At 73.4% G+C, this 18,566-nt stretch carries 13 protein-coding genes and 1 riboswitch; of the genes, 4 read left to right on the top strand and 9 right to left on the bottom strand.

Translation table 11 applies throughout. The annotated features are described in order from the left end of the window. Nucleotides 1-167 precede the first annotated feature (167 nt). The 3 genes from ACFV0Q_RS22895 to ACFV0Q_RS22885 all read right to left on the bottom strand — a co-directional run bounded on the left by ACFV0Q_RS22895 (nucleotide 168) and on the right by ACFV0Q_RS22885 (nucleotide 3,829). On the bottom strand, nucleotides 168-902 hold the full coding sequence (locus ACFV0Q_RS22895; RefSeq protein WP_385008155.1) for a transglycosylase family protein: 735 nt from the start codon (nucleotides 900-902) through the stop codon (nucleotides 168-170). Nucleotides 903-904: 2 nt separating this feature from the next. After that, nucleotides 905-1,075: riboswitch (cyclic di-AMP (ydaO/yuaA leader) on the bottom strand. A 274-nt stretch (nucleotides 1,076-1,349) separates the two neighbouring features. Beyond that, nucleotides 1,350-2,375, bottom strand: a complete 1,026-nt coding sequence (locus ACFV0Q_RS22890) for a transglycosylase family protein (RefSeq protein WP_385008153.1) — start codon at nucleotides 2,373-2,375, stop codon at nucleotides 1,350-1,352. A 161-nt stretch (nucleotides 2,376-2,536) separates the two neighbouring features. Then, on the bottom strand, nucleotides 2,537-3,829 hold the full coding sequence (locus tag ACFV0Q_RS22885) for a cytochrome P450 (protein WP_385008152.1): 1,293 nt from the start codon (nucleotides 3,827-3,829) through the stop codon (nucleotides 2,537-2,539). A 121-nt stretch (nucleotides 3,830-3,950) separates the two neighbouring features. Between ACFV0Q_RS22885 and ACFV0Q_RS22880 the strand changes: the two genes are divergently transcribed. Further along, nucleotides 3,951-5,156 carry a globin domain-containing protein gene (locus ACFV0Q_RS22880; RefSeq protein WP_385008150.1) on the top strand — a complete coding sequence of 402 codons (1,206 nt, stop codon included), beginning with the start codon at nucleotides 3,951-3,953 and terminating at the stop codon, nucleotides 5,154-5,156. 15 nt (nucleotides 5,157-5,171) lie between these two features. Here ACFV0Q_RS22880 and ACFV0Q_RS22875 read toward each other — a convergent pair whose 3' ends face one another. Together ACFV0Q_RS22875 and ACFV0Q_RS22870 are read right to left on the bottom strand one after the other, a co-directional pair. Continuing rightward, on the bottom strand, nucleotides 5,172-6,230 hold the full coding sequence (locus ACFV0Q_RS22875; RefSeq protein WP_385008148.1) for a MazG family protein: 1,059 nt from the start codon (nucleotides 6,228-6,230) through the stop codon (nucleotides 5,172-5,174). A gap of 28 nt (nucleotides 6,231-6,258) precedes the next feature. Further along, nucleotides 6,259-6,843 (bottom strand): SurA N-terminal domain-containing protein, encoded by a 585-nt coding sequence (locus ACFV0Q_RS22870; protein WP_385008158.1) that lies wholly within the window; start codon nucleotides 6,841-6,843, stop codon nucleotides 6,259-6,261. A 219-nt stretch (nucleotides 6,844-7,062) separates the two neighbouring features. Here ACFV0Q_RS22870 and ACFV0Q_RS22865 point away from each other — a divergent pair, with 219 nt between their 5' ends. Further along, nucleotides 7,063-9,462, top strand: coding sequence for a YfhO family protein (locus tag ACFV0Q_RS22865; RefSeq protein WP_385008146.1), 2,400 nt, complete (start codon nucleotides 7,063-7,065; stop codon nucleotides 9,460-9,462). Between the two features lie 4 nt (nucleotides 9,463-9,466). On the opposite strand, the gene ACFV0Q_RS22860 is transcribed toward ACFV0Q_RS22865, so the two are convergent. Together ACFV0Q_RS22860 and ACFV0Q_RS22855 are read right to left on the bottom strand one after the other, a co-directional pair. After that, complete coding sequence (locus ACFV0Q_RS22860; RefSeq protein WP_385008144.1) at nucleotides 9,467-11,008, bottom strand: protein kinase; 1,542 nt, start codon at nucleotides 11,006-11,008, stop codon at nucleotides 9,467-9,469. After that, nucleotides 11,005-11,631: a hypothetical protein gene (locus tag ACFV0Q_RS22855; RefSeq protein WP_385008142.1), complete on the bottom strand. Its 627-nt coding sequence runs from the start codon at nucleotides 11,629-11,631 to the stop codon at nucleotides 11,005-11,007. The genes ACFV0Q_RS22860 and ACFV0Q_RS22855 overlap by 4 nt, the downstream gene beginning before the upstream one ends. 186 nt (nucleotides 11,632-11,817) lie before the next feature. Between ACFV0Q_RS22855 and ACFV0Q_RS22850 the strand changes: the two genes are divergently transcribed. After that, nucleotides 11,818-12,663 (top strand): hypothetical protein, encoded by an 846-nt coding sequence (locus ACFV0Q_RS22850; RefSeq protein ID WP_385008140.1) that lies wholly within the window; start codon nucleotides 11,818-11,820, stop codon nucleotides 12,661-12,663. 15 nt (nucleotides 12,664-12,678) lie between these two features. Here ACFV0Q_RS22850 and ACFV0Q_RS22845 read toward each other — a convergent pair whose 3' ends face one another. After that, nucleotides 12,679-13,233, bottom strand: coding sequence for a GNAT family N-acetyltransferase (locus ACFV0Q_RS22845; protein ID WP_385008138.1), 555 nt, complete (start codon nucleotides 13,231-13,233; stop codon nucleotides 12,679-12,681). Between the two features lie 83 nt (nucleotides 13,234-13,316). Then, nucleotides 13,317-16,862 carry a transcription-repair coupling factor gene (gene mfd / locus ACFV0Q_RS22840; RefSeq protein ID WP_385008136.1) on the bottom strand — a complete coding sequence of 1,182 codons (3,546 nt, stop codon included), beginning with the start codon at nucleotides 16,860-16,862 and terminating at the stop codon, nucleotides 13,317-13,319. A 200-nt stretch (nucleotides 16,863-17,062) separates the two neighbouring features. Between mfd and ACFV0Q_RS22835 the strand changes: the two genes are divergently transcribed. After that, a partial coding sequence (locus tag ACFV0Q_RS22835; protein ID WP_385008134.1) for a DUF2079 domain-containing protein occupies nucleotides 17,063-18,566 on the top strand: 1,504 nt, incomplete at its 3' end.

Raw genomic sequence — 18,566 nt, 5'->3', positions numbered from 1 at the left:
GAATACCCCTGTTCCCTGACATACGGACCTTGATTCGGCGCGCAATTCCCCCACGCGCCGGGCGGACAACACGCCGCCGCCCGGCGCGTGGGGGGATACGCGCCGGGCGGCGGGAGGGTGTCACGGGTGCCGCGCCGTCACCGGACGCGGCGGTGTTGCGGGGGAATTCAGCTGAGGTTCAGCTTCTGCCCGGGGAAGATCAGGTCGGCATCGTCGACGATGTCCTTGTTCAGCTCGAAGAGCTTCTCCCAGCCGCCCTTGACGCCGTTGGCCTCGGCGATGGTGCCGAGGGTGTCGCCCTCCTTGACCTCGTACGAGCCGTTGCCGGTCTTCGGGGCCTGGGTCTTCGGGGCGGTCTTGGCCGGCGCCGGGGTCTCCGAGCGCTCGGAGCGGGTGACCGGGGCCTCGGCGGGACGCTTGGTCTCCGCCTTCGGGGTGGCCGGCTTCGCGGGCTTGGCGGGCTTGGCGGCCTCGGGCTTCGTCTCGGGCTTCGGCTTCGCCGGGGTGGTCGAGCCGCCGCCGTTGTACGAGGAGTTGGACAGGCCGACGCCGCAGGACGGCCAGGCGCCCTTGCCCTGGCCCTTGAGGACCTTCTCGGCGATGGCTATCTGCTGCGACTTGGAGGCCTGGTTGGCCTGCGCGGCGTACGCCTTGCCGCCGTACGCGGCCCACGTGGAGGACGAGAACTGCAGGCCGCCGTAGTAGCCGTTGCCCGTGTTGATGGACCAGTTGCCGCCGGACTCGCAGGAGGCGACCTTGTCCCACTCGGAGGCGGTGGCGGCGCTGGCGGTGCCCGCGGCCATCAGCGGGGCCGCGACGGCGACACCGGCGACACCGGCGAGCGTGACGATGCGGACGGCCTTGGAGCCGCGGCGGTGCTTGCCCTTGCCGGAAAGCAGCATGGAGTTCTCCTCACCGACGCCTTCGAGGTGAGCTGTCGGGTTCGGGCGGATGAGTTGCCCGGTCACGTGTCGAGCACGTGGCTTAACCCCTAGCCGGGGCGTGACCGTCTCTCAACGGCCGTTCCCGGCGCCTACCTTGGTTCCCCCGCTCCTGCCTTCGGCGCTTTACGCGACGACTGTTCCCCCCGTCCGCCGGCAGGATTCGGCGATGCGGTCGAAGGAGCCCGCGGTGGCGAGCGATTCAGAAGGTAGACAGGTCTCTCCCCGATGTTCAACGCGCGACATCAGGGAGAAACCGGCCTACTTGCGTTCCTCTAGAGCACGTTTGCGCAGGTGAGGGCGGGGTTTGCGGAAGTTCCGGAACGAGCCACGCCAGTTGACCGGAAGAGACGCATGTCTCATTTGCCGATAACGGACATTCAGGTCTTATGGGTGCCCGAACTGCCCCTATTTCTTGGTTAGATCCAGGTTCTGACCGGGCTTGATGAGGTCCGCGTCCCCGCCGATGACCTGCTCGTTGGCCTGGTAGAGGGCGCTCCAGCCCCCCTTGAGTCCGTTGGCGTCCGCGATGGCGGTGAGGCTGTCGCCTGCCTTCACGGTGTAGACGGGCTCGGCGGCGGCGCCTGACGCCGTGCCAGGCGCGGCCGGCACCTCGATGGCCGCCGGGCCGCGGTGCTTGCCCCCGCCGTCGGCCTTCGCGCTGCCCGCGCTGTCGGGCTTGGCTCCGGGGGTGGTTCCGGGGGTCGCCGGGGCCGTCGGGTCCACCGGGGCGGTCGGGCTGACCGGGGCCGTCGGGTCCACCGGGGCGGTCGGGCCGACCGGGGGCGTGGTGGGCGGCACCGTCGGGTCGGTGGGCGGCACCGAGTAGTCCGGCTCGGGCATGACGGGCAGTCCGGTGGTGGGGCCCAGCGGGTAGTCCGGCAGGCCGCTCGGGTCCGTGGAGGGCGAGGCGCCCGGCTTGGAGGGCTTCGGGGTCGGGGCGCCGAAGTCGGTGGCCCGGCCGCCCGTGCTGCTGTCGGGCACCGAGGTGTCCGGGCGGGACGGGGAGGGCGCGACCGGTCCGGGAGCATTCCCCGGGTCCACCTGGGCGGCCGGTCCCTGCTGGGTGAGCCCGGCCGAGGCGGAACACAGCGGCCACGCCTGGGGGCCCTGGGAGGCCAGCACCCGTTCGGCGACGGCTATCTGCTGGGAGCGGCTGGCGAGGTCCGGGCGCTCCGCGTAGGCGAGTCCGCCCGCGTTCTTCCACTGCTCCAGGCTGAACTGGAGGCCGCCGTAGGCCCCGCTGCCGAAGTTGGCGCTCCAGGTGCCGCCGCTCTCGCAGTCGGCGACCTTGTCCCAGGTGGCGGTGTCGGCGGCGCTCGCGCCGCCTGCCGCGAGCAGCGGCAGGGCGAGGGCGGAGCCGGTGACTCCGGCGGTGACGACCAGGGCGGGTACCTGGCGGGGACGTCTGTGGCGGCCGTTCCCGGAACGCATGAGGCTGCACCTTTCGCATAACGGCGGGGTAACGGCAGAACCTAGCCCCCTTCGAACGGATGTCACAAGTTCGGGCCTGGACTGACTTCCGGTCAGGCGACCGGGCGGCACCGCGCCGTGGCCGGGCGGGCCTCGGCGCCGCCCGGCGACGGCGGGACGTCTCAACCGTTCCGGGTTGTGAAGCGGACCGGAAGGGTGCGCAGGCCACGCATGATGAGCCCGCCGCGCCAGCGCAGGTCGGAAGGGGGAACGGCAAGTTCCAGATCCGGCAGACGCGTCAGCAAAGTCGCGAGCGCCGTCTGGCCTTCGAGGCGGGCCAGCGGGGCGCCGAGGCAGTAGTGGATGCCGTGGCCGTAGCCGAGGTGCTGATTGTCACTCCGGGAGAGGTCCAGGGTGTCCGGGTCGGCGAACCGCTCGGGGTCGCGGTCGGCCGCCGCGAGGACCACGAGTACGGGGTCTCCGGCGGCGACGTCCTGCCCGCCGAGGGTCAGCGGCTCGGTGGCGAACCGCCAGGTGGCCAGCTCCACCGGGCCGTCGTAGCGCAGGAGTTCCTCGATGCCGGTCTCCAGGAGGGCGCTCTCGCCGGCCGCGAGGGAATCCTGGAGGCGCACGCGCTGATCGGGGTTCATGAAAAGGGCATGCAGCCCATTTCCAATCAAATTCACGGTGGTTTCGAAGCCGGCGAACAAGAGGATGAAGGCCATCGCCGTGGCCTCGGCCTCCGTCAGGTGGTCCCCGTGGTCGCTCGCCCGGATCAGGTCCGAGATGAGGTCATTGCCCAGATCATCCCGCTTGCGGTGGATGAGTTCCCCGAGATAGGTCCGCATCTGCTTGACGGAACGGGCCACTCCGCCGCGCGGGCCGCCACCGTGCCGGATCATCATCCCGGCCCAGTCGCGGAAGTCGTCCTGGTCCTCGCGCGGTACGCCGAGCATCTCGCAGATGGCGTAGATGGGGAGCGGGAAGGCGAACTCATGGATGAGATCGGCCTCCCCCGCCTCCGCGTCCCCCGCCTTTTCGACGATCTTGTCGATCAGGTGGTCGGTGAGCTCCTGCACGCGCGGGGTGAACTCGGCGACCCTGCGCGGGGTGAACGCCTTCGACACCAGCCGCCGCAGCCGGGTGTGGTCCGGCGGGTCGATGTTCAGCAGGTGCGTCATCAGCTCCGCCTTGCGCTCCCCGGGGATCCCCGTCTTGCCCTTGGCGTGCGCGGGCTCCGCGTGGTGCGCCGGATTCTTGCTGAGCCGCTGGTCGGCGAGGGCCTGGCGGGCGTCGGCGTACCGGGTCACGAGCCAGGCCTCGACCCCGCTGGGGAGCTTGGTGCGGTGCACCGGTGAGTGTTCGCGCAGCCAGGCGTAGGCCGGGTAGGGGTCGGTCGCGAACTCCCAGTCGAAGAGGGTCGGGCCCTGGGAAGGGGAGGAGCCGGCGGGGGGCGTGGAGGTCTGCTCATGCACCCGATGACGTTATCCCGGCCGGAAGCCCCCACCCCATATACGCGGTTCGTCGCGGCTGTCCGTAGATCGGCCATCGCTTGACCTCGCGTTGCCCGGCATTCCTACTTTCGGTTTTGTGGATGTGAGGATCTTGAAAAGCAGCTTCGCGGTGGTGGAGAGACGGGCCGAGCACGCGGCCAAGTTCTTCTACTCCCACCTCTTCTGGCACAACCCCGAGGTCCGTGCGCTCTTCCCGGCCTCCTTCGAGGACATGGAGCGCCAGCGCGACCGGCTCTTCGCCGCCCTCACCCATGTCATCGCCCACCTGGAGAACGAGACCCTCGTCCCCTATCTACGCGACCTCGGCCGCGACCACCGCAAGTTCCTCGCCGGGCCCGAGCACTACGCCGCCCTCGGCGCGAGCCTGCTCGCCGCCCTCGCCGAGACCTCCGGGGAGGCGTGGACCCCCGCGGTCGAGAAGGCGTGGACGGAGGCCTACCAGTTCATCGCCGACACCATGACGGCCGGCGCCGACGCGAGCGACGAGCCTCCCTGGTGGGACGCCGAGGTGGTGCGCCACCTCCAGTACGGGGAGGACATCGCCGTGCTGACCCTGCGCCCGCACGCCCCGCTCCCCTACCGGCCCGGCCAGTACGTCAGCGTGAGCAGCGACCGCGTCCCGACCACCTGGCGCACGTACTCCCTCGGCAACGCGCCCCGCCCCGACACCACCGTCGACCTCCACGTCAGCCGCATCGAGGGCGGGCGGCTCAGCACCGCCCTGGTCCGCGAGATCCGGCCCGGCGAGCTGCTGCGGCTCGGCGCCCCGGGCGGGAACCTGGTCCTGCGCCGCGCCGACCGGCCCCTCACCTTCATCGCCGCCGGCACCGGCTGGGCGCCGGTCCGGGCGATGCTGGAGGAACTGGTGCAACACCCTCCCGATCAGGACGTACGCCTCTTCGTCGTCGCCCGGGACGGCGCCCACCTCTACGACCGCCCGCTCATCGACGGGTACGCCGCCTCCCGCGGATGGCTCGGCGTCACCTACATCACCCCCGCCCCCGGGCAGCACCGCAACCAGGCCACCACCCGGCTGGCCACCGCCCTCGGCAACCGGGCCATGTGGCGGGAGCGGGACGTCTACCTCAGCGGGCCCCCGCAGTTCATCGAGGAGACCGCCTTACTCCTGGAGGAACTCGGAGCCCTGCCCGAGCGGCTCTTCTACGACGCGGTCCCCGTCTCCGGCTCCGCGCGGACCCGGCCCCTGGGCTTCGGCGAATGGTTCCTGAGCCGCCCCGACCCGTACTGGCACAACCCGGCCGCCCGCGCCCCGCGCCACGAGGACTGACCGGGCCCGGGTGGATCAGGCGACGCCCTCGGCCGCCCTGATCGCGTCCCGGTACGCGCGGGCCGCCGCCCGCAGCGCCGTCTCGGGGTCCGTCCCCGCCGCCTCGGCGCGCGCCGCCAGCGCGAGCAGTTCGTAGCCGACGCCCTCGCCCCGGGGCAGTTCCACGCCGATGCCGCCCGTACGGGCCCGCCCGGCGAGCTTGGCCGCGAGCGCGAGCCCGGGCTGGGCGAGCGGGATCCCGTCGGTGACCGACTCCCGCTGCTTCTCGACCGCCTTGGTGGCCTGCCAGTGCGCGTTGACGTCCTCGGGGGATTCGGCCTTCGCGTCGCCGAAGACGTGCGGGTGGCGGCGGATCAGCTTGTCCACCAGGTCGCCGGCGACGTCGTCGATGGAGAACGCCTCGTCCCCTTCTTCTCCTTCTTCTTCTCCTTCTTCTTCTCCTTCTTCTTCTCCTTCTTGTTCTCCCGCGGGGACCGATCCCGCCTCCTCCGCGATGCGGGCGTGGAAGAACACCTGGAGCAGCACGTCGCCGAGCTCCTCGCGCAGCGCCGCGCGGTCACCGTCCTCGATCGCCTCGACCAGCTCGTACGCCTCCTCGATGGCGTACTTCACCAGCCCCTCGTGGGTCTGCCGGGAGGTCCAGGGGCACTCGCGCCGCACCCGGTCCATCACCTGCACCAGGTCCAGCAGCCGCGCGCCCGGCAGGTCGTACGAACCGGGCAGCAGCTCCAGGTCGGGCATGCTGACGCGGCCGGACCCGGCGAGGCGGGCCAGGCCGTCCGTGAGCCGCTGGTCGCCCTCGCCGCCCGGGATCACCACGACCGTGCGGCCCCCGGCGCAGGCCTCGACGAGCGCGTGGGCGTCGGGCGCGTCCCGCACCACCTCGACGCCCGCCTCGCGCAGGTACGGCAGCTGCGGGTGGTCCGGGTCGGCGCACAGCACGAGGTCCGCGGCGTGCAGGGTCTGCCAGGCCGGCCAGGACAGCAGCCCGGGGGCGACCCGGTGGCTGGCGGTCAGCAGGACGATCCGGCCGGCGGGCTCGGCGGGGGCGGGTTCGGCGGTGTGGTCGGTCACCCTCCGAACCTACCTCCGCCCGCGTGCGTCAGGCTCCGGCGGGGGCCGCCTGTTCGGGACGGGTCCGCTGGGTGATCCACGGGGTCTGCTGGTCACCGAGGATGATCTGCTGGGCGTCCCACGTGCCGTAGCGCGGGTTCACCTCGATGTGCAGGGCCTTCGCCGCTTCCGACAGCTTGGCCAGGGCCTTGTCCTGGCTGCCGTAGTGCGCGAAGACCTTGTCGCGCAACAGCTTGAAGCGGGTGTCCGCCTCCAGCTGGTCCGGTGCCAGCTGCGCCTGCTGGAGGGCGGCCGCCGCGAGCTCCTTCTCCCCGCCCGCCTGCTGGAGCTGCGCCTTGCGCACCTCCTCGATCTCCTTGGTGTTCACGCTCAGGCCCGCGTCGTCGGCGGCCCGCTCCAGGACGGCCGTCTGGATCATCTTGTTGAGCTTCAGCCGTTCCAGTCCGGCGGTCGCCTCGATGAGCTGCGCGCCCTGCCCGGAACGGTTCTGCGCCGTGCGGACGTCGTTGACCTGGGCCTGGAGGGCGGAGGTGGTGATGCGTTCCCCGCCGACGACCGCCGCCGTGCCGGGGCGGGTCCCGCCCGAGCAGGCGGCCAGCAGGGGGGCCGCCATGAGGAGGGCGGCGGAGACGGAGAGCGCTGTGCGACGGTGCAAAGGAGCCTCCAGGGCCGGGAGATTGTGCGTCGGTGCACAAGGGCCGTGCGGTGATCGATGGTATGCAGTCAGGGTGGTCCGGGCCACCGCTTCGACCAACGATTCCCGGGGTGTTGGGGTGCGAGTTCACCCCCCGGCTACCGTCGTGCCCCCCGTTCCTGGGATGGTCGCCTCACCATGTCGACACAGCAGCTCGCCCCGCACCGCGTCCCGGACCGGTCCGCATCCGCTCCCGCCAGGCGTTCGCCGCGCCGGCCCGGCCTGTTCGGGGCGGCGTTCGCGGCCCTGGTCACGCTCGTGGCCGTGTGCGGTGGGGACGCCGTCGCGCGCGTCTTCCCGTACGGGTCCCGCCACCGCAGCGTCAACGACCTCGGCAACCAGTTCGTGCCGTTCCACGCGCACCTGTGGGACCTGCTGCACGGGCAGGCCCGCGGCGGGCTCCTCTTCAACTGGCAGTCCGGGTACGGCACCAGCTTCCTGCCCGACCTCGGGACCTACCTGACGAGCCCGTTCGCCGTGCTGGTGGCGCTGTTCCCGCGCGAGGACATCGACCTCGCGGTGTACGTGGTCACGGTGCTCAAGATGGCGGCCGCCGCGGCGGCGATGGCCTGGCTGCTGCGCACCCAGCGGCAGGGGCCCTGGTGGGCGGCGGGGCTGCTGGGGGCCTCGTACGCGCTGTGCGGCTGGTCGGTGATCGAGGCCTCGTACAACCCGATGTGGCTGGACGGGCTGATCGCCTTCCCGCTGCTGTGCCTCACCGGCGAGTGGGCGCTGCGCGCGCGGCGCCCCGTGCTGGGGGTGCTGGTGGTGGCCGTCTCGTGGACGGCGAACTTCTACACCGCGTACATGGCCACGCTGGGCGCGGCCCTGGTGTTGCTGGTGCGGGTGGTGCTGACCCGGGAGGGCGTGCGCGAGCGGGCCCTGGTGGTCGGGCGGGCGGCGGGGACGGTCGTGCTGGGGATCGCTCTGGCCGCGCCGGTACTGGTGCCGCTGTTCCTGAGCTCGAAGCAGGCCTATCCGGGGTGGTCGCGCCCGTTCGGGCCGGTGCCGTGGTCCGACCTGTTCGCGCGGCTGATGCCGGCGACGTACTCCTTCAACTCCCCCGCCGTGTTCGTGGGGACGGGGACCCTGCTGCTGGTGGCGGCGCTCCCCTTCCACCGGGCCCTGGCCGCCCGGACCCGCTGGTGGTGGGCCGGGCTGGTGGCGGCGGTGCTGCTGTCCCTGCAGTGGGCGCCGACCCATCTGGCCTGGCACCTCTTCGCGACCCCGAACGGCAGCGCGTACCGGCAGACCTTCGTGCTGGCCGGGGTCGTGGTGATCGCCGCCTGGACGGGGCTGGCGGCCGGACTGCCCTCGGCGCGGGCCCTGGCGGCGGGCGCGGCGGTGCTCGCGGCGGCCGCGCTGTGGGCGAGCGGCAGCGCCCTGACCACGACGTGGGGCTACGCGCTCTTCGGCGGCGGGCTGGCGCTGACGGCCGCCGCCTGGTGGGCGCTGCGCCGGCCGCGGCTGCTGCTGCCCGCCGCCGGTCTGCTGGCCCTCGCGCTGGTGGCGCAGGCCGCGGCGACGACGGCGTACGGGCACAAGGGCAAGCTGGCCGGGCTGGACGACTACCCGTCCTGGAACGCGGCGCACACCCGGCGCGCCGAGGCCCTGGCGGGCGCCGAGGGCTGGCCCGCGTACCGGACCGACGCGGGCCGGCCCGCGCTGTCGGGCAACGACCCGATGCTGCTGGGCGGCGAGGGCGGCTCCTACTACAGCAGCCACACACCGGACGTGTTCACCCGCACGATGCAGGCGCTGGGCGCGGGCTGGACCTCGCGGGGACGCAACGTGCAGAGCCTCGACAACCCGGTGACGGACGCGGTGTTCGCGGTCGGCGCGCGCCTGAAGCCGGACGGCACGATCGCCCGCGCCGAGGTCCCGCCGCTGGTCACCGTCCACCCGGCGGGCCCCTCCCCCTCCTACGGGGACGACCCCTTCGCCAACCAGGAACTGCTGCTGGGCGCCAAGGTGTACGAGGACCCGGTCGCGCCCGGGATCTGCCGGGCGGGGACCGAGGCCTACCTGTGGGCCCCGGAGTACAACGCGACGGCCCGCCTCGCCGGCGGCCGCCCCTTCCGGCTGAACGCCAACCCCCCGCGCAACCGGGCGGCGGTCCAGCCGCTGGGCACCTCGCGCGGGCCCGTCTCGAAGCTGGTCTTCGACCGGCCGGCCCCGCCGCAGTGGGCGCTGTCCTGCCTGGACCGGGCCCGCCTCACGGCGGCGGTGTCGGCCCTGCGCGCGTCGGCCGCCACCTCGGTACGGGTGACCTCCTCGGGCCTGAGCGCCACCCTGCCGCCCGGCAGCACGGGCACGGCGGTGGTCGCGGTCCCGGCCATCGCGGGCTGGACCTGCGAAGGCGGCCCGGCCGCCTCCCGCCTGGGCCTGCTGGCCGTCCCCCTCGACGGCCGCACCACCACCGTGAGCTGCTCCTTCCGCCCGCCGGGCCTGGCCCCGGGCCTGGCGGCGGCGGGCCTGTCGGGCCTGGTGGTGCTCGGACTGGCGCTTATGCGCCGCCGTCGGGGCGCTGTGGCGTAGGTCCTCAGCGCACCTGGCCCAGCCACTGGAGGGTGCGGCGGATGTCCACCGGGAGGGGGTGGCCCGGGCCGTGCAGGCGGTCCGCGTCGAACAGGAGGCGGACCAGGGTGTCGTGGGCGGCCGGGCGGTCGCCCATCGACAGCAGCAGGTGCGCTATCCGGCGGCGGACCTCCAGCGGCAGGCCCGGGTCCGGGTTCGCGTAGTGGTTCTCGAACAGGGGCAGCAGCGAGCGGTACTCGGCCAGCGCCGCCGCCGGCTCGCCGAGCTGCTCCAGGCACTGGGCGGCGTCGTAGCGGAAGCGCAGCGCCTGCGGGTCGCCCGCCGGGAACTCTTCGGCGAGGCGCCGCAGTTCGGGCAGGGCGCGGCGGAACTGGCCGTCGTCCATGAGCGTGGCGGCGTACTGCTTGCGCAGCGAGCGGACCACCGGCGAGTGTTCGCCGTGCTCGGCGGCGGCCGCCGGGAGGATGCCGCCGAGGATGTCCACGGCCCGGGTGAGCTGCCCCTGGTCCAGCAGCTTGCGGGCCTCGTCCACCGCGCCGGGGATGTCCGGCCGGGGCGGGGCCGGCGGGTCGGCCGGGCGCGGCGGGATGACGGCGGCCCGGTCCGGCCAGGGCGCCTGGGGGCGCAGGAAGGGGCGGGTGGGGTCCAGCCGGCCGATCCCCCGGACTCCGTCCGGGAGGACCCCCAGCGTGCGGCTGCCGCGGGCCGGGAGCAGGGGCGCGAGGGCCTCGTAGACCTCCTGCGCGGAGCCGGGCCGGTCCTGCGGGTCCTTGGCGAGGAGGCGCAGCATCAGCGCCTCCAGCTCCGGCGGGATCTCGGGGCGCTGCGGCCGCACCGGGGCCGGGGCCTCGTAGAGGTGGCGGTGCAGCACGCCGAGGGCGGTGGATCCGGCGAAGGGGACGTTGCCGCTGAGGAGTTCGTAGAGCAGCACGCCGAGGGCGTAGAGGTCGGTGTACGGGCCGACCGCGCCGCTCATGGCCTGCTCGGGCGCCATGTACGCGGGGCTGCCGATGGGAGTGCCGGTGCTGGTGAGGCGGGTGGTGTCGGTGTCCATCACGGAGGCGACGCCGAGGTCCAGGACCAGGACGGTCCCGTCCGGGCGGACCATCACGTTGCGGGGCTTGAGGTCGCGGTGGACGATCGGCACCGCGTGCACGGCGGACAGCACCGAGCACAGCTGCGCGGCGACGGCGACCGCCCACTGCCAGGGGTACGGGCCGTGCGCGGCGAGGTGGTCGGCGAGGTCGGAGCCCTCGACGTAGCCCATGACGAGGTAGAGCTCGTCGCCGTCGCTGCCCGCGTCGTGGACGGTGACCAGCCCGGGGTGGTCGACCTGGGCGGTGACCCGGCATTCGCGCACGAAGCGGCGGCGCAGTTCCTCGGCGACGGTGCCGGGGCCCGCGACCCGGTCGGGGCGCAGCAGTTTGACGGCGACGCGCCGGTCGAGGCGCTGGTCGTAGGCCGTCCACACCTGGCCCATGCCGCCCTGGCCGAGGATGCTGGCGAGCCGGTAGCGCTCGCCGATGAGGCGTTCGGGCTCGGTCACCGGTTCGGGTCCTGGATCGCCGTGCCGTTCGGGTCCTGGTAGGGGCCGCCGGGCTGCGGGGGCTGCTGCGGGTGGGCCTGGCCCTGCCGGCGCAGCAGCTCGCTGAGCTCGTCGAGTTCGGCGCGGACCTGCCCGATGCGCGGCGGCTGGGCCTGCGGGGGCGTCTGCGGGGGCACCTGGGCGGGCGGGTAGCCGTAGGACGGGGTGGTCGTCCGGCCGCTGTACGGGGTCTGCGGCGCCGCCGGGTACCAGGACGCGGCGGGGGCGAGGGCCTTCGCCTCGTGGTGGCGGATGTCGGAGACCAGGTAGTACACGCAGACCGCGAAACCGGTGAAGATCGAGCCACCGGCACCCGCGTCGCTCTCCCACTTGGTGAGCTCGGGCGTGTTGTCCATCCCGATGAGGGTGATCCAGACCACCGACAGCACACCGCTGAGGACGAGCAGGGCCCAGTCCCGCGGCCTGCGGGTGAGGATCGCGAGTCTCAGCATCGACCCCCAGGCGAAGAACCCGCAGCTGAGGACGGGCAGCGCCGTGAACAGCACGCGCAGCGTCATCTCGCCCCCCGACACGGGACGGTGGCCGTGGGGGCCGTGCTGCGGCGGGAGGCCGGGGCCGTGCATCGCTGCTCCTGACGAGGCGTGCGGAAGGGGGTCAGGGTCTGAGCGTATACAGCCTTTCCGGCCGTCCGTGAGGGGAAGGACCCAACCGTTGCAGGGTCGAAGCACGGCCGGTCCGCCCCGTGGGCGGATGCGGGCGGGCACCGCACTAACCTCGGAGTACGACGTCTTTCCACGGGGGGAACCAGGATGCGCAGCCGTACCAAGACCACGGCGACGGCACTCGCCGCCGCGACCCTGCTCGGCGGCCTGACGGCCTGTCTGCCCGGGGGCGGAGCGGGCAGCGCCGCCGAGGTCGGGAAGCAGGCCAGGGCCGCGAAGGCCACGGCCGTCCCGCCCTCGCCCTCACCGTCCGCCAAGGGGGACGGCGGCCCGCTCGCCACCCGGTCGGGGCAGGAGATCCTGACCCAGGCCTACGAGGCCACCCGCAAGGCGGAGTCGGCGCACGTCACCGCCAAGGTCGACTACCAGGGCAAGCCGATGCGGATAGACCTGTCGCTGGACAAGAAGGGCCACTGCAACGGCGCCGTCCGCCTCGAAGGCATGGGGAAGCTGGACATCATCAAGTCCACCGAGCTGGTCCACTTCCGCGGTGACGCCGCCTACTGGCGGGGCGCGGCCCGGGAGCGGCACACCCCGCAGAAGCAGACGGACCAGATGGTCGCCACGCTCGCCGACCGCTGGGTGAAGATCCCCGCCTCCGACCCGCGCGCCGCCTCGATGACCGGCAGCTGCGACCTCGACAAGCTGACGGGCGACTTCGGCAAGGGCAGCCCGCTCGCGCGCAAGGGCGAGACCACCACCGTCGACGGCGTGCCCGCGCTGGCGGTCACCTCCCCGGCCCGTCAGGGCACGCAGACCGACTACGTCGCCACCCGGGGCAAGCCGTACATCCTGAAGTCGACCGTCAGCGGGGACACCGCGGGCGAGGCGCTGTTCTCGGCGTTCGACGTGCCCGTGGACACGGCCTCGCCGCAGGACTCCGACGTCCTCGACCTGGGGAAGATCGGCGGCCCGGTGGGCGAGTCCGTCTGACCGGCGGGCGCGCCGCTAGGCCGGGGCGCGCCGTACGTGCAGGTGGCCGCTGAGGGGGAACTCGGGCGGCGCGGGGGGCAGTACCGCCTCCAGGGCGTACCCGCTCTTGGCGGCGACGCGGCAGGACGCCTCGTTGTCCTCCTGGTGGAGGAGGTCGAGGCGGTCCAGCCCGGCGCCGCCGAAGGTCTCGAACGCCCAGGCGGTGACGGCCTCCAGGGCGCGCGGGGCGACGCCGAGGCCGCGTGCGTGGGCCGCCGTCCAGTAGCCGACCTCCGCCGCGGGCCCGGCGGCGGACGGCCGCTTGAGGACGGCGCAGCCCACCAGCCGCCCCGTCTCCTCCTCCAGCACGGCGAAGCCGAAGCGCGTGCCCAGCTCCCAGTCGCGCCGGTGGTCCTCCACGAACATCAGGCCGTCGGACTCGCCGACGACCGGGTACGCGGTCCGGCGCCGCAGCACCGGGTCCGCGTGCGCCCGTCTCAGCGCGGGCACGTCCGCCTCCCGCCAGGGGCGCAGGAGCAGGGCGGGACGGTCCTCCGTGGCGGCGGACCGGAGCGTGACGGAAGAGAACATCAGCCGATGATATGCGCGGCCCCGAATCCGGCGTACCGCCGCAAACGGGGCACAGCCTCCCCCACGCCGTCGCCACGCCGTCGTTACGACCCGAGGATCGTGGCGAGGAACTCCCCGGTCCAGCCCAGCAGTTCCCGCCCGACCAGCGGCTTCCCGCCCACCCGGGCCGTCTTCGGCCGCGGCACCAGCACCTGCGAGGTCGCGGGCTTGAGCACCGTCCCCGGGTAGAGCCGCTTCAGCCGCAGCTCCTGCGATTCGCGCAACTCCACCGGCCCGAAGCGGATGTTGGGCCCCTGGAGGGTGATGTCGCCGACCCCGCAGGCCCGCGCGAGCATCCGCAGCCCCGCCACCAGCAGCAGGTTCTCCACCGGCTCCGGCAACTTGCCGTAGCGGTCGGTGAGTTCCTCCCGCACGGCCTTGACGTCGGCCTCGGAGTTCGCGGCGGCGATGGACCGGTACGCCTGGAGGCGCAGGCGCTCGCCGGGCGCGTAGTCGTGCGGGACGTGCGCGTCGACCGGCAGCTCGATCTTGACCTCCAGCGGCGGCTCCTCCTCCACCCCGCCCTCGATCGCGGCCCGGTAGTCCGCCACGGCCTCGCCGACCATGCGGATGTACAGGTCGAAGCCGACACCCGCGATGTGCCCGGACTGCTCGCCGCCGAGCAGGTTGCCCGCGCCGCGGATCTCCAGGTCCTTCATCGCCACGTACATGCCGGCGCCCATCTCGGTGTGCTGGGCGATCGTCGCGAGCCGCTCGTGCGCGGTCTCGGTCAGCGGCTTCTCCGGCGGGTAGAGGAAGTACGCGTACCCGCGCTCGCGGCCACGGCCGACGCGGCCGCGCAGCTGGTGCAGCTGGGAGAGGCCGAAGTTGTCGCCGCGCTCCACGATCAGGGTGTTGGCGTTGGAGATGTCGATGCCGGACTCGACGATCGTCGTCGAGACGAGCACGTCGAACTTCTTCTCCCAGAAGTCCACGACGACCTGTTCCAGGGCCTGTTCGGACATCTGGCCGTGCGCGGTCGCGATCCGCGCCTCGGGCACGATCTCGCGCAGCTTGGCGGCCGCCCGGTCGATGGACTCGACCCGGTTGTGGATGTAGAAGCACTGCCCCTCGCGCAGCAGTTCGCGGCGGATCGCCGCGCCGATCTGCTTCTCCTCGTACGGGCCGACGAAGGTGAGTACCGGGTGCCGCTCCTCCGGCGGGGTGGTGATCGTCGACATCTCGCGGATGCCGGTCACCGCCATCTCCAGGGTGCGCGGGATCGGGGTCGCGGACATGGTGAGCACGTCCACGTTGGCGCGCAGCTTCTTCAGCTGCTCCTTGTGCTCGACGCCGAAGCGCTGCTCCTCGTCGACGATGACCAGGCCCAGGTCCTTGAACTTCGTCTCCTGCGAGAACAGCCGGTGCGTGCCGATGACGATGTCGACCGAGCCCTCCTTCAGGCCCTCCAGCGTGGCCTTGGACTCGGTGTCGCTCTGGAAGCGGGACAGTGCCTTCGTGACGACGGGGAACTGCGCGTACCGCTCGGAGAAGGTCCCGAAGTGCTGCTGCACCAGCAGGGTCGTCGGCACCAGGACCGCGACCTGCTTGCCGTCCTGGACCGCCTTGAAGGCCGCCCGGACCGCGATCTCGGTCTTGCCGTAGCCCACGTCACCGCAGATCAGCCGGTCCATGGGGACGGACTTCTCCATGTCCTCCTTGACCTCGGCGATGGTGGTGAGCTGGTCGGGCGTCTCCGCGTACGGGAAGGCGTCCTCCAGCTCCCGCTGCCAGGGGGTGTCCGGGCCGAAGGTGTGGCCGGGGGCCGCCATGCGCGCGCTGTACAGCTTGATGAGGTCGGCGGCGATCTCCTTGACCGCCTTCTTCGCCCGCGCCTTGGTCTTCGTCCAGTCGGCGCCGCCGAGCCGGTGCAGGGTCGGGGCCTCGCCGCCGACGTACTTGGTGACCTGCTCCAGCTGGTCGGTGGGGATGTACAGCCGGTCGCCGGGCTGGCCGCGCTTGGCGGGCGCGTACTCGACGAGGAGGTACTCGCGGGTGGCGCCCTGCACCGTGCGCTGCACCATCTCGATGTAGCGGCCCACGCCGTGCTGCTCGTGGACGATGTAGTCGCCGACCTCCAGGGTGAGGGGGTCGATGGACTTGCGGCGCCGGGTCGGCATCCGGCCGAGGTCCTTGGTCGCCGTGCGCTGCCCGGTCAGATCGGTCTCGGTGAGGACGGCCAGCTTCAGCGCCGGGTCCACGAAGCCGTTGTCGAGGGAGCCGCAGGCCACGTGCACGATGCTCGGCTCCAGGGCCGTCAGCCGTGCCTCCAGGCGGGCCGCGATGCCCTCCCCGCCGAGCACCTCGACGGTACGGGCGGCCGGGCCGTGGCCCTCCGTCAGGTAGACGGTGTGCCAGCCGTCGGCGATCCAGCCCTTGGTGTCGGCGAGCGCACGGGCGGTGTCGCCCCGGTAGGCCTCGGGGGCGTGCATGCCGAGTTTGAGGGTGTCTCCGCCCGCCAGGTCGGCCTCGTCGGCGGCGAAGGGGGACACCGACCACCACATCATGCCGAGCTCGCGGGCGTGGTCGCGGACGTCCGCGAGCCCGCGCAGCGAGGCCGCGCCGACGTCGATGGGGGCCTCGCCGCCGCCGGCGGTCGCGGCCCAGGAGGCCATGAGGAACTCCTGCGAGGTCGCGACGAGGTCGGCGGCCCGGGTGCGGACCCGCTCCGGGTCGCACACGACGGCCATGGACCCGGCCGGCAGGACGTCGATCAGCAGTTCCATGTCGTCGACGAGGACCGGGGCCAGGGACTCCATGCCCTCGACCGCGATCCCCTCGGCGATCTTGTGCAGCAGTTCGCCCAGCTCCGGATGGGCCTCGGCCAGCGCCGCCGCCCGCTCCCGCACCTCGTCGGTGAGCAGCAGCTCGCGGCAGGGCGGGGCCCACAGGCCGTGCTCGGCGATCTCCAGGGACCGCTGGTCGGCGACCTTGAAGTACCGGATCTCCTCGACCTCGTCGCCCCAGAACTCCACGCGCAGCGGGTGCTCCTCGGTGGGCGGGAACACGTCGAGGATGCCGCCGCGCACGGCGAACTCCCCGCGCTTCTCGACCAGCTCCACGCGCGCGTACGCGGCCGCCGCGAGGGCGGCGGTGATCTCCCCGAGGTCGGTGCTCTGGCCCTGCCGCAGACTCACCGGCACCAGGTCCCCGAGCCCCTTGACCTGCGGCTGGAGCACGGAACGGATCGGCGCGACCACCACCGAGACGGGCCCCGCGGCCGGATCGTCCTTGCTGGGGTGCGCGAGCCGGCGCAGCACCGCGATCCGGCGGCCGACGGTGTCGCTGCGCGGGCTGAGCCGCTCGTGCGGCAGCGTTTCCCAGGACGGGTAGTCCACCACGGCGTCCTGACGGCCCGGCGGCATCATCGAGCGCAGCGCGGCCGCGAGGTCCTCGGCCTCCCGCCCGGTGGCGGTGACCGCGAGCACGGTCCGCTCGGTACGGGCGGCCAGCGCGGCGATCACCAAGGGCCGGGCGGCGGGCGGGCCGACGAGGTCCACGTGCATGCGGTTGCCGTCCCCGGCCGCGGTGACCGCCTCGGCGAGCGCGGGATCCCGGGTGACGGCGTCGAGCAGTCCGTGCAGGCTCATGTGCGGGGCTTTCCATCCTGGGGAAGGGCGTGGGAAGGGCGGGAACGGCGTGGAAGGACAACGCGAAGGGCCCGACACGAGAACGGGCCGGGGGTTCCCACCCTACGACGCGGGGATGGTGCCCGCGCGGGGGATTGCGGCCCCGGCGCGGGTGAGGGGCCGGGGCCGCCCGCGCCGCACCGGGGTGACAATCTGTCCGTATGTCCACGTCCGGCAGCCCCCAGACCGCCGGGGAGCCCGCGGCCGAACCCGCCGCGCCCTCCCTCCCGGCGCGCCTCGGCCTGTCCGGGAGCCGGGGCCTGTCCCGGGTCCGCAACCTGACGGGAGCCCTCGGCCCGGCCGGGGCCGGGCGGGCCGCGCGCTCGCGCCGGGCCGCGCGCGGGGCCCCGTACGCGCTCGCCTGCGCGCTGTTCCTCGCGTACGCGGTGCTCTCCATCTCCCGCCACCGGCGGCTGGAGGAGTCCTCCTGGGACCTGGGCATCTTCGAGCAGGCGGTACGGGCCTACGCCCACCTCCGGGCGCCCGTGGTGGACCTGAAGGGGCCGGGCTTCAACATCCTCGGCGACCACTTCAGCCCCGTCATCGCCCTGATCGCGCCGGTCTACCGGGCCTTCCCCGGGCCCGTGACCCTGCTGGTGGTGCAGGCCGCGCTGTTCGCGCTGTCCGCCGTGCCCGTCACCCGGGCCTCGGTACGGCTCCTCGGGCAGGCGCGGGGGCTCGCGCTCGGGGCGGCGTACGGGCTGTCCTGGGGGCTCCAGCGGGCCGTCGAGTTCGACTTCCACGAGATCTGCTTCGCGGTGCCGCTGCTGGCCTTCTCCCTGGAGGCGCTGCTCGCGCGCCGGTGGCGGGCCGCGCTGGGCTGGGCGCTGCCGCTGCTGCTGGTCAAGGAGGACCTCGGGGTCACCCTGGCGGCGCTGGCGCTGGTGGTCGCCTGGCGGGCCCGGCGCACCGGCCGGCCGGCCGCCCGGTGGGCGCTCGCCGTCGCCGTGGCCGGGGTCCTGGCCGCCGCGGTCGTCTTCACCGTGGTGATACCCGGCTTCGCGGCCGACGGGTACGCCTACTGGGAGAAGCTCGACGGGGACGGCGCGGGCCCCCTCCAGGGCCTCGGCACGAAGCTCGCCACCCTCGGCTGGATCCTGATCCCCACGACCGGGCTGCTGGCGCTGCGCTCCCCGCTGCTGCTGGTGGCCCTGCCCACCCTCGGCTGGCGGTTCCTGTCGGGGGACGCGCACTACTGGTCCACCGACTGGCACTACAGCGCCGTCCTGATGCCGGTCGTCTTCCTCGCCCTGGCCGACGCCCTCGACTCCGCCCGGCGCGACCGCCGGCCGTGGCTGCGCGCGTACGCGCTCCAGCTGCCCGGCGCCCTGCTCGCCGCGGCCCTCGCGCTGAGCGCGACCAGCATGCCGCTGGCCCGGCTCGGGGAGAAGGCCACGTACGCGGAACCCGCGCGGGTCGCCGCCGTCGAGCGGCTGCTCGGGCGGATCCCCGACGGGGTGAGCGTGGAGTCCGACACCAGCGTGCTGACCCGGCTCACCTCGCGCTGCCGGGTCTTCTGGATCGGCAACACCCGCGGGGTGCTCCCGGCCTACCTGGTCTTCGACAACTCCTCCGGCTGGGCCGGGGAGGACCCCGTCGACTACGCGGGGCAGCTGCACCCGGGGTCGCGGTTCGTGCCGGTGGGCGAGGCGGGCGGGGTCGTCC

Source organism: Streptomyces sp. NPDC059564, assembly GCF_042735575.1.
Classification (GTDB): Bacteria; Actinomycetota; Actinomycetes; order Streptomycetales; family Streptomycetaceae; genus Streptomyces.
Note: the sequence above shows the minus strand (reverse complement) of the source record. Positions and strands in the feature narration are given on the sequence as shown.

Coding starts and splice junctions, on each gene's coding strand:
- ACFV0Q_RS22890 (WP_385008153.1), bottom strand. CDS start 2,375: ATGCGTTCCGGGAACGGCCGCCACAGACGTCCCCGCCAGGTACCCGCC.
- ACFV0Q_RS22870 (WP_385008158.1), bottom strand. CDS start 6,843: ATGGCGGCCCCCCTGCTGGCCGCCTGCTCGGGCGGGACCCGCCCCGGC.
- ACFV0Q_RS22855 (WP_385008142.1), bottom strand. CDS start 11,631: ATGCACGGCCCCGGCCTCCCGCCGCAGCACGGCCCCCACGGCCACCGT.
- ACFV0Q_RS22850 (WP_385008140.1), top strand. CDS start 11,818: ATGCGCAGCCGTACCAAGACCACGGCGACGGCACTCGCCGCCGCGACC.
- mfd (WP_385008136.1), bottom strand. CDS start 16,862: ATGAGCCTGCACGGACTGCTCGACGCCGTCACCCGGGATCCCGCGCTC.
- ACFV0Q_RS22865 (WP_385008146.1), top strand. CDS start 7,063: ATGTCGACACAGCAGCTCGCCCCGCACCGCGTCCCGGACCGGTCCGCA.
- ACFV0Q_RS22895 (WP_385008155.1), bottom strand. CDS start 902: ATGCTGCTTTCCGGCAAGGGCAAGCACCGCCGCGGCTCCAAGGCCGTC.
- ACFV0Q_RS22845 (WP_385008138.1), bottom strand. CDS start 13,233: ATGTTCTCTTCCGTCACGCTCCGGTCCGCCGCCACGGAGGACCGTCCC.